Source organism: Streptomyces sp. B6B3, assembly GCF_039871525.1.
Taxonomy (GTDB): Bacteria; Actinomycetota; Actinomycetes; order Streptomycetales; family Streptomycetaceae; genus Streptomyces.
Genome location: NZ_JBDPLU010000032.1, coordinates 48,917 through 57,421 on the forward strand (window position 1 = coordinate 48,917; position 8,505 = coordinate 57,421).

At 78.5% G+C, this 8,505-nt stretch carries 4 protein-coding genes; all 4 read right to left on the bottom strand.

The window, feature by feature from the left end; all coding sequences use genetic code 11:
• Positions 1-38: 38 nt before the first annotated feature.
• The 4 genes from ABGB06_RS36720 to ABGB06_RS36735 are packed head-to-tail and all read right to left on the bottom strand — an operon-like array spanning position 39 to position 8,203.
• Positions 39-4,751 (bottom strand): hypothetical protein, encoded by a 4,713-nt coding sequence (locus tag ABGB06_RS36720; RefSeq protein WP_347599063.1) that lies wholly within the window; start codon positions 4,749-4,751, stop codon positions 39-41.
• Between the two features lie 32 nt (positions 4,752-4,783).
• Positions 4,784-5,689, bottom strand: a complete 906-nt coding sequence (locus tag ABGB06_RS36725) for a hypothetical protein (RefSeq protein ID WP_347599066.1) — start codon at positions 5,687-5,689, stop codon at positions 4,784-4,786.
• Entirely contained in the window at positions 5,686-7,227 is a 1,542-nt protein-coding gene (locus ABGB06_RS36730; RefSeq protein ID WP_347599069.1) for a hypothetical protein, read from the bottom strand. Before ABGB06_RS36730 ends, ABGB06_RS36725 begins: the two co-directional genes overlap by 4 nt.
• A 52-nt stretch (positions 7,228-7,279) precedes the next feature.
• Positions 7,280-8,203 carry an SGNH/GDSL hydrolase family protein gene (locus ABGB06_RS36735; RefSeq protein WP_347599072.1) on the bottom strand — a complete coding sequence of 308 codons (924 nt, stop codon included), beginning with the start codon at positions 8,201-8,203 and terminating at the stop codon, positions 7,280-7,282.
• Positions 8,204-8,505: the final 302 nt, after the last annotated feature.

Genomic DNA, 8,505 nt, shown 5'->3' on the forward strand with positions numbered 1-8,505 from the left:
CCCCGTCAGACCGCCGTCAGGCCCCGGCCAGGCCCTCGTCAGGACGCGCCCTCGGGGGCGGGTTGGCGGAAGACGCGGGTCGCGGTGATCTCGCCGTGTGCCGGCTCGGCGTCCGGGTCGTCGGGGCGCGGCAGCCCCGGGCGCAGATGCTCCTCGACGCTGATGTACTTCAGGCCGGCGCGCAGGTCCGCGTCGTTCCGCAGCCGGATGACCAGCGGGAACTCGGCGAGGGCGGTCGTGTCGAACAGGCCCGTGGTGTAGAGGAGCTGCACGCCGAGGGCGTCCGCCACGGCGCGCTGGAGCTCCAGCAGATAGGTGGCGTTGGCGCGGCCGATCGGGTTGTCCAGGAAGAGGGTGCCGGCGTGCCGGTGGCGCTCGCGGCCCCGGTCGTTCCCGCGCAGCGCGGCCATGGTGCAGTACAGGGCGATGGCGGCGGTGAGCAGCTGGCCGCCGGAGAAGACGTCCCCCATCTGCCCGACCGGCACCCGTTCGGCGCGCAGCACGGCGTCGGGCTTGAGGATCTCCACGCTGACGCCGCGCGGGCGCAGGGCGGCATGCACGCCGCGGAGCAGCAGCGACATGCCGTCGCGGCGCAGGTCGGAGTTCTTCTGGACGGCGGCCCTGGTGGTGTCGTCGACGACCTCGCCGAGCCGCTCGGTGAGGGTGGCCTGGTCGGGGTCGTCGAAGCGGATCCGCAGGAACTCCTGGCCTGACCACTCGCCGAGCCCTTCCGGCAGCCGGGACAGGCGCTGGGCGGCCCGCAGGGTGTCGAGCGAGGACTCGACGAGGCCGCGCAGCCGGTCCACGATGCCCTCGCGGTTGCGCTCCAGCTGCGCCAGCTCGTCGGTGAGCACCCGCAGTCGGGGGGCGAACGCCTCCGACCAGGCGGCGGCGTGGTCGGGCAGGGAGGCGGCGGGCAGCTCGCGGATCTGCTGGCGGGCCGGCGTGCGTACCTGCTCGAAGCGGGTGGCGTTGGCGTGCCGCACCAGGCGGTCGGCGGCCTCGCGCACGGCGGCCTCGGCGGAGGACAGGACCGCGGCGCGGTCGCGCAGGGCGCGGCGGTGCTCCGTGGCGTCCTGCCGGGCCTCGGCGAGGCCGCCCGGATACGTGTCGGCCGGGCGCTCCCCGCTGTCCGCGCCCTCGGGGCCGTCGCCGCCGGGATCCTGGTCCTGGCCGGTCCGCTGCGGCTCGCGCAGCAGGTCGCGCAGGAGCGCCGCGGCCTCCTCGAAGCCGCCGGCCGCGTCCTGGGCCAGTCCGTGGTCGCGGAGCAGGTCCTCGTGCGCGGCGCGGGCGGACTCGAGCTCCGCCTCGCGGGCCGACCGCTCGGTGGTGGCGGCGCGCAGCAGCTCCCGTGCCCTGCCGGCGTCGCCCGGGGTGTGGTCCTCGGGCAGCTCGATATGCGCCTCGCCCTCGGCGGGTGCCAGCCGCTCGGCCTCGCCGCGCAGCCGGCCGAGCTGCTCGCTGGCGGCGGCGGACCGGGACTCCAGCAGCTGCACCAACGACTCGGCGCGGGCCGCGGCGGCCTGCCGGGACGGCCCGTCGGCGCCCTCGGGGCCGTCCAGCAGTCGGGCGGCGCGGGTGCGCACCTTCGCGCTGAGCCGGTCGAGCGCGGCGCGGGCGGCGCTCTCGTCGCCTTCGGCCCGGGCCTGTTCGGCGCGCAGGTCGGCGCCGACGCCGACCTTCTCGTAGAGCTGGGTGGCCGAGCGGTAGGACTCGCGGAGCGCGGGCAGGGAGGCGCGCGCGCCGGCGGCGGGCGCGGTGTCGGCGGACGGACCGTCGGAGGGCGCCCCGCCGGACGCCTCCTCGTCGGGGACGCCGGAGATCTCGGCGCGCTCGGCGCGCAGCGCGCGGGCGGTGCGGCGGGCGTCGTCGGCGGTGCGCTGGGCGGCACGACGGTCCTCATCGGCGGCCCGGGCCCGGGCGAGGCACGCGGCGGCCCGCTCCTCGGCCTCCGCGGTCTCCTCCCCGAGCTCGGTGAGCCGGGTCCGCCAGCGGGTCCGCTCCCTGAGCCGGAAGGCGAGGCCGGCCAGCGCGTCGGCGCCGCGACTGGCCCGCTGGGCGGCCTCCTGCCGCTCGTCGCGGGCGCGCGCCGTCTCGGCGGCGGTCTGTTCGGCCTCGGCGCGGGCTGCGGAGGTGGCGGCCAGACGCGTCCGGGCGGCGGCTGCCTCGCCGGCCGTGCGCTCGGCCGCGGCGGCGAGCTCAGCGAGGCGGCCGACGGGGCAGCCGGCGCGCCAGGAGGCCAGCCGGGCGGCGAGCCGCCGGTCGGTGGCGATCCGGCCGGCGAGCCGCCGGATCCGCTCGTCCCGGTCGGCGGTGCGCTCGCGCAGCGCGTGGCGCTCGGCGTCCGCGGCGCGTTCGTCGTGCATGGCCGGGTTCGGCGGCACCAGGAAGACGCCGCTGTCCCCGGTGCCGGGCGGCGGAGTGGGGGCGAGCAGGGCGGCGGCGGTGCCCACGGCCACGGCGGAGCGGGGCAGCAGGGCGGCGCCGGAGAGCACGTCCCGGGCTCGGGCGTGGCTGTCGGGGTCGGTGATCACCACGCCGTCGACCAGTTCGGGGCGGGCGGCGAGCACCGTGGCGTGGTCGGCGGCGGGCACGGCCTGGGCGAGGTAGCGCCACCCCGGCAGGGCGGGGATGCCGTGCTCGCCGAGGAACTCGACGGTGGCGAGCACGTCGGGGGCCGGCGGCAGCAGGCCGCCGTCGCCGAGCGCGGCGAGGATGCGGGCGTCGTCGGCGGCGGCGGTGCGCAGATCGAAAAGCTGGCGCTCGGCGTCGGCGACGCCCTCCTCCAGCAGGCGGGCGAGGGTCTCCGCCTCGCGGTCCACGTCCTCGGCGGTGAGGCCCGGGCGGCCGTCCTGGTCGACGTCGCCGTCCGGCGCGGGCGGCGGGAGCGCGGACGGGGAGGCCGCGGGCGGCAACCCGAGGAGCGCGGCGAGGCGTTCCTCGGCGGCGAGGGCGGCGGCCGTGGCGTGCTCGCCGGTCCAGGCCACCCTGGCGGCCTCGGCGGCGTCCGCGGCGCGGGCGGCGGCCAGCTCCGCCTGCGCGTGGTCGGCGGTCGCCGCCCTGGCCCGGTCCGCCGTCTGCCGGGCGGCCTCCGCGGCGGTCTCCAGGGCGGCGGTGGCGGCCTGCTCGGCGTCGCTGGCCGCCAGCGCGGCGCGCGCCGGGTCGGCGTGCGCACCCTCGTCCCTGAGCCATCCGGCCTGGACCGCCTGGGCGGTCTCCTGTTCGACCTCGGACAGCCGCTGCCGCAGGTGCTCCGCCTCGCTGCGGGCGCGCTGCGCCTCGGTGGCCGCGGTGGTGGCCTCGCCGTGCGCGTCCTCGCCGGCGGCCTGCAGTCCGGCGGAGCGCTCCTCGTGTCCGGCCGCCGTCCGCTCCCCGTCCTCGGCGGCGGCCAGCAGCGCCCGGACCAGGGCGGCGGCGGCGCGGGCGCGGGCGGCGAGTGCGGGTGCGGCGTCCCGCTCGGCGTCCCGAATGGCGGCGGCGACCCGGGCGGCGCGGTCGGCCGCGGCGCGGTGCTGCAGCACGGTCTCGGCCGCCTGCCAGGCGGCGTGCAGGGTGCGGGCGTCGCCGAGCTCGCGGCGCTGCGCGGTGGCGGACTTCTCGGCGGCGGCGAGGGCCAACGAGGCGTGCCGGTAGGCGAGCTCGGCGGCGACCCGGGCGGCGCGGCCGACCGAGCGGTCCGCCTCGGCGACCGCCCGGCCGGCGGCGGACACACGCTCCGCGAGGGCGGCGGCGCGCTCGCGCTCCGCCTCGCCGCGGGCGGTCAGCCGGCGCGCCAGGCCGCGGGCGCGCTGCTCGGCCTCCCGGTGTCCGCCGCGGGCGGTCTCGCGCTCGGCGGCCGCCTGGGTGACCCGGGCCAGCAGGTCGAGCGAGCCCGCGGTGAAGTCGCGTTCCGCGGTGAGCTCGGCGCGGCGGCCGAGCTTGTGCGCGAAGCCGTGCAGCAGGTCGGCCAGCCCGTCGGTGTCCCGGGTGTCGGTGACGGCGCGCAGCAGCAGGTCGGTGAAGTCCGCGTCGTTCTTCACCGCGAACAGGCCGGCGGCCTCGCCCTCGTCGGCGTTCATCTCGCGCTGGTACCGGAAGAGCTCGGGGTCGAGGCCGAGCCGCCCGAGGTGCTCGATCCAGCGCTCGTGCACCTCCTCCCAGGCGACGTCCAGGTTGGGGTACGCCTTGCCGGTCTCCGTGAGGACGTCGCGGAAGCCCTTCATGGTGCGCCGCCGGCCGCGGGCCCCCGAGGCGCCGTCGCCCCGGGGGCGCAGGGCCGTGGACTCGGCGACGGGCAACGAGTCGAGGGCCAGTCCCGGCCCCGGCCGGAAGGAGTACCACGCCTCGGTGAACCGGCGTGGGTCGCCGGAGACCTGACGGCCGCGCCACTCGCTCACCTTGCCGACGACGACCGTCTCGCCGGTGCGGGTGTGCTGCCACTCCAGGGCGACGTGCCCGCAGTCGTCGGCCAGCAGGAACTTGCGCAGCACTCCGGAACTGGCGCCGCCCAGGGTGTTCCGGTGGCCGGGGAGCATCACCGAGAAGATGAGCTTGAGCAGCACCGACTTGCCGCCGCCGTTCTCCAGGAAGAGGACGGCGGCGGGGGCCGGACGGCGGGGCGGCCCGGTGGGCTCGTCCTCGAAGAAGTCGGCCTGGGCCGGGGCGGGGCTGGGCACCGGGTCGCCGACCCCTCGCAGGTCCAGCACGGTGTCCGCGTAGCGGGCACCGGCGGGGCCGATGGAGTAGAGGCGGATCCGGGACAGCTCGTACATGGCGACAGGGCTCTCGTGGTCGTGCGGGCGGGTCAGCTGTGGAAGGGCAGGCCGGCGCCCTCGACGAGGTCGAGCTCGTCGGTGTCCGCGGCCGGCAGCAGCGTGCCGCCGCCGTCGCTGACCGGGACGATGCCGAGCTCGAGCAGCTCCGTCATGGCGGCGCCGGCGGCCATGTCGCGGACCTGGAGCTGGTAGCGGGCGGTGGTGCGGTAGGCCCCGCCGGACTCGTCGCCGGTGCGCTGCAGGAAGCCGCACTCGGTGAGAAAGGCGACGGCCTTCCCGACGATGCCGGTGGTCGAGCCGGCGAGGCGGCGGGCGTCCTTGGTGGCGCCGGTGGCGCTGCGCCGCGCGAACACCCGCCAGGCGGCCTCCAGGCCGGGGGCGTCGGTGGTGGGGTCGGTGTTCTCCCCGCGCTCGGCGGACCGCTCCTGGAGCCGGAGGCACGCCTGGCGGACGAACGCCTCGACGCCGTTCACCGTGATGCGGCCGATGTATCCGTCGTCGGCGAGGTCGGCCGGGCGGGGGAAGGCGAGGGCGGCCACGGCCAGATGGGCCAGGCCGTGCAGGAAGCGGTCCGTGGGGTCGGCCGCGGCGCGGCGGGCGTAGTCGCCCATGCGGACGGCGAACACCGAGTCCTCGGCGGCGGCCAGCACCATGCCGGCCCGGGTGGAGACCTCGAGCACGACGAGGCCGAGGCCGGTGGCGACGGCGTCCGCGAGCCGGGCGAAGCCGGGGTCCTCCTGGTGGCGCCGCAGCAGCGTCGCGTACTCGACGTCGCGGGCGGGCTGGAGCCGGGGCTGCAGGCCGAGGGAGACCAGGCGGGCGGCGTCGGCGGCGTCCGCCGGTGTGAGGGCGGGCGCCGGCCGGCCGCCGCCGGGCCCCGGCTCCGCGGCGAACCCGTCCTCGGCGCGGGTCTGCTGGGGGACGGGGCCGGTCATCCGACGCCCTCCGAACGGTCCGCACGATCCGAGCGGCCTGCGGCCATGCCGGCCGCGTCGAGCAGGGCGGTGCCCACGACCAGGTCGGCGCCGCCGAACTCCGGGTCGTCGAGCGCGGTGCCGTCGTCCACCGCGAAGAGCAGTCGCGGCTCGCCCTGGCGGTAGGCCGTGCCGACCGGCGGACTGGCCGCGTGGACGGCCAGCAGGGCGACCAGATGGGGCAGGTCGGGGTCGGCGCGGCGGGCGTCGGCGAGCAGTCCGGAGAGGCGGCGGGGCGCGTCGGACGGCAGGGTGAGCAGCTCGGTGGCGGCGGCCAGCTGCTCCTCGCTGAAGCGGCTGTCGTCCGGGGTGGCGACCAGGTCGGGATCCGGCAGCTCGGCGCCGAGATGCTCGCGCGGCGCCGGCGGGGTGAGCAGCAGCTCCGCCAAATCGGCCAGGCGCACGGCGCCGGGCGGTCGCGGGGCCGTGCCACGGGCGAAGAAGGCGTCGGTGACCCGGGTGGCCGAGCCCACGGGCAGGTCCAGCAGCGGCGCGAGCAGCTGGCCGTACAGGTCGGTGCCGGCCCGGGCGGCGGGCGGCCGGAACGCCTGCCGGTCCTGCTCGGCGCGGAACATCGGCCCGGCCTGCAGAAGGCGCGACTGGAGCTGGGTGTGCCGGCGGATGCAGTCCTTGACGATGTCCACCAGCTCGGCGGCGCGCATCCGGTGGCCGGGGTCCGCGGCCTCGTCGCGGGCGCGGCGGATGTTGGTCAGGATGGCGTTCTCGTGGCGGTACCGGTCGGCGATGTGGTCGAGCGCCTCGGTGATCAGGTCGGGGACGGCCTGCAGCCAGTCGACGGCGCGGACGTCCCGTCGGGTGGTCTCCAGGGCGCGGCGCAGCGCCTCGGCGTACTGCACGGTGCGGTACCTGGCCTGCTCGGCGGCGAGCTGCGCGTCGGCGAGCCGGCCGCGGCTGATCAGCACCTCCAGCTTGACCTCGGCCGCGATCTGGGCGCTGGTGACGTCCGTGTCCAGCGCGCCGACCAGGACGTTGACCGCCTCGTCGGTGGTGCGCAGGTACACCTCGCCGTCGGGTCCCGGGACCTCCTCGACGAGCTTGAAGTCGTAGTCCCGGCGCACGTATCCGCCGTCGGGGGCGAAGGTGCCGTACACGGCGCGGAAGCCGCGGTCGACGCTGCCGACGTTGATCAGGCTGTCCAGCACCCAGCGGGCGACCCGCTCGTGCTCGGCGGCGGGCCGCCGCGGCGCCTGGGCGGCGACGCGCGGCACCAGCCGCGCGACGATCCGCTCGTGGTCGGCGCCGGTGTCGAAGTCCATGCTCAGGGTGACCAGATCGATGGCGGCGAGCGCCACCTCCGCCATCGCGTACGTGCTGTACTCGCCGGCGAGGTTGGCCTTGCGGGCGTCCAGGTCGTGCAGTGGCGCGGTGCAGGCCAGCGCGCGGAGCCGGCGGGCCAGCCCCTCGTCGGCGGCGGGCCCCGGCGCCGGGCGCGGGGCCGTCAGGGACCCGCCGGCGGATGGCGGGAGGGTCTCGGTCACGTGCCACAGACTAGGCGGTGCCACTGACAACCCGGCGACGACGCGGGCCAGATCAGCCAGCGGCCGGGGCGCGCGCGGGCGGTGCCGCGGCGGCGGACGTCGACGCCTCGGCCGGGTGCGCCGGCCGGCATCCGGTGGTGCGGAGCGCGGCGGCGGTGGCCGCGCGGGCCGCGCGGTCGAGGGTGTGTTCGGTGCCGGCGAGCCGGTGCCTCGCCTCGACGCATGCCAGTCGCACCAGGCCCGGGATCAGGTCGACGGAGCGGGCCACCACCCAGCGGGTGCCGCGGGTGGCCATCCACCAGGTGCCGGCCGCGCGGCCCGGCGGGGGCCGTTCCGGGAGCGGCGAGGGCGGCGGCCCGGCGGCGCGTCCGTGGGCGGTCAGCAGGGCGTGGAACTGCCGGGCCAGCAGCCGGTGTCCGAGTTCGCTGGGGTGCAGCCGGTCGACGCTCCAGGCCGCCGGATCGGCGACCATCGGATGGCCGGCGAGGTGCGCGTGCACCGTGCCGTGGCGCTGACTCAGCGCGTGCACCACCTCGTTGAGCGCAGCCATCCGGCGGGCGAGTGGCACGCCGAGGGCGTGCGGCAGGCGCAGCATCCGGCCGGGGTCGGGGAGACACGCGGTGAGGACCACGGCGCCGTCGGCGGACAGGGCGCCGATCGCGCTGTCCAGGGCGCGGGCGGCGTGCCCGATGTCGAAGGCGGAGCGCAGGGTGTCGTTGACGCCGATGACGAGCGCCGCCACGTGCGGGCGGAACGCGCGGGCGGCGGCGAGTTGTTCGCCGGCGGCGTCGCGGGTCCTGGCCCCGCTGCGCGCCAGGTTGACCACGTGGACGCCGCGCCCCGGGGCGGGCAGGCCGTCGGCCAGCAGCGCGGCCCAGCCGCGGTGACCGCCGTCGGGGAGCGGGTCGCCGAGTCCCTCGGTGAGGGAGTCGCCCAGCGCCGCGAAGCGGAGCGGCTCGGGCGCGGCGTTGGCCACGCCCCGCGGTGGGGTGGGCCGCGCCACGGGGTGCGGCCCGACCCGCCGCGGGGCGTGCCGGGACGGGGCGGGAGCGGCCGGGACGACGGCCGAGGGCAGCGGCCGGGGCAGTTGCGGGGCTGCAGGGTGGGGGGGGTGCGCCGCGGGGGCGGGTGCCCTTAACGGCCCGGCCGTTGGCGACGGTCGGCGGACGGCGTGTGCGGCCGCGGACGGGGGCGCGGGGCGGCTGCCGGCCGCCCCGGGGGCGCCGCCCGGTGGGGGGTGCGGCCGGGCTGGCGTGGCGGGCGCGGCCGGTGCGGGGG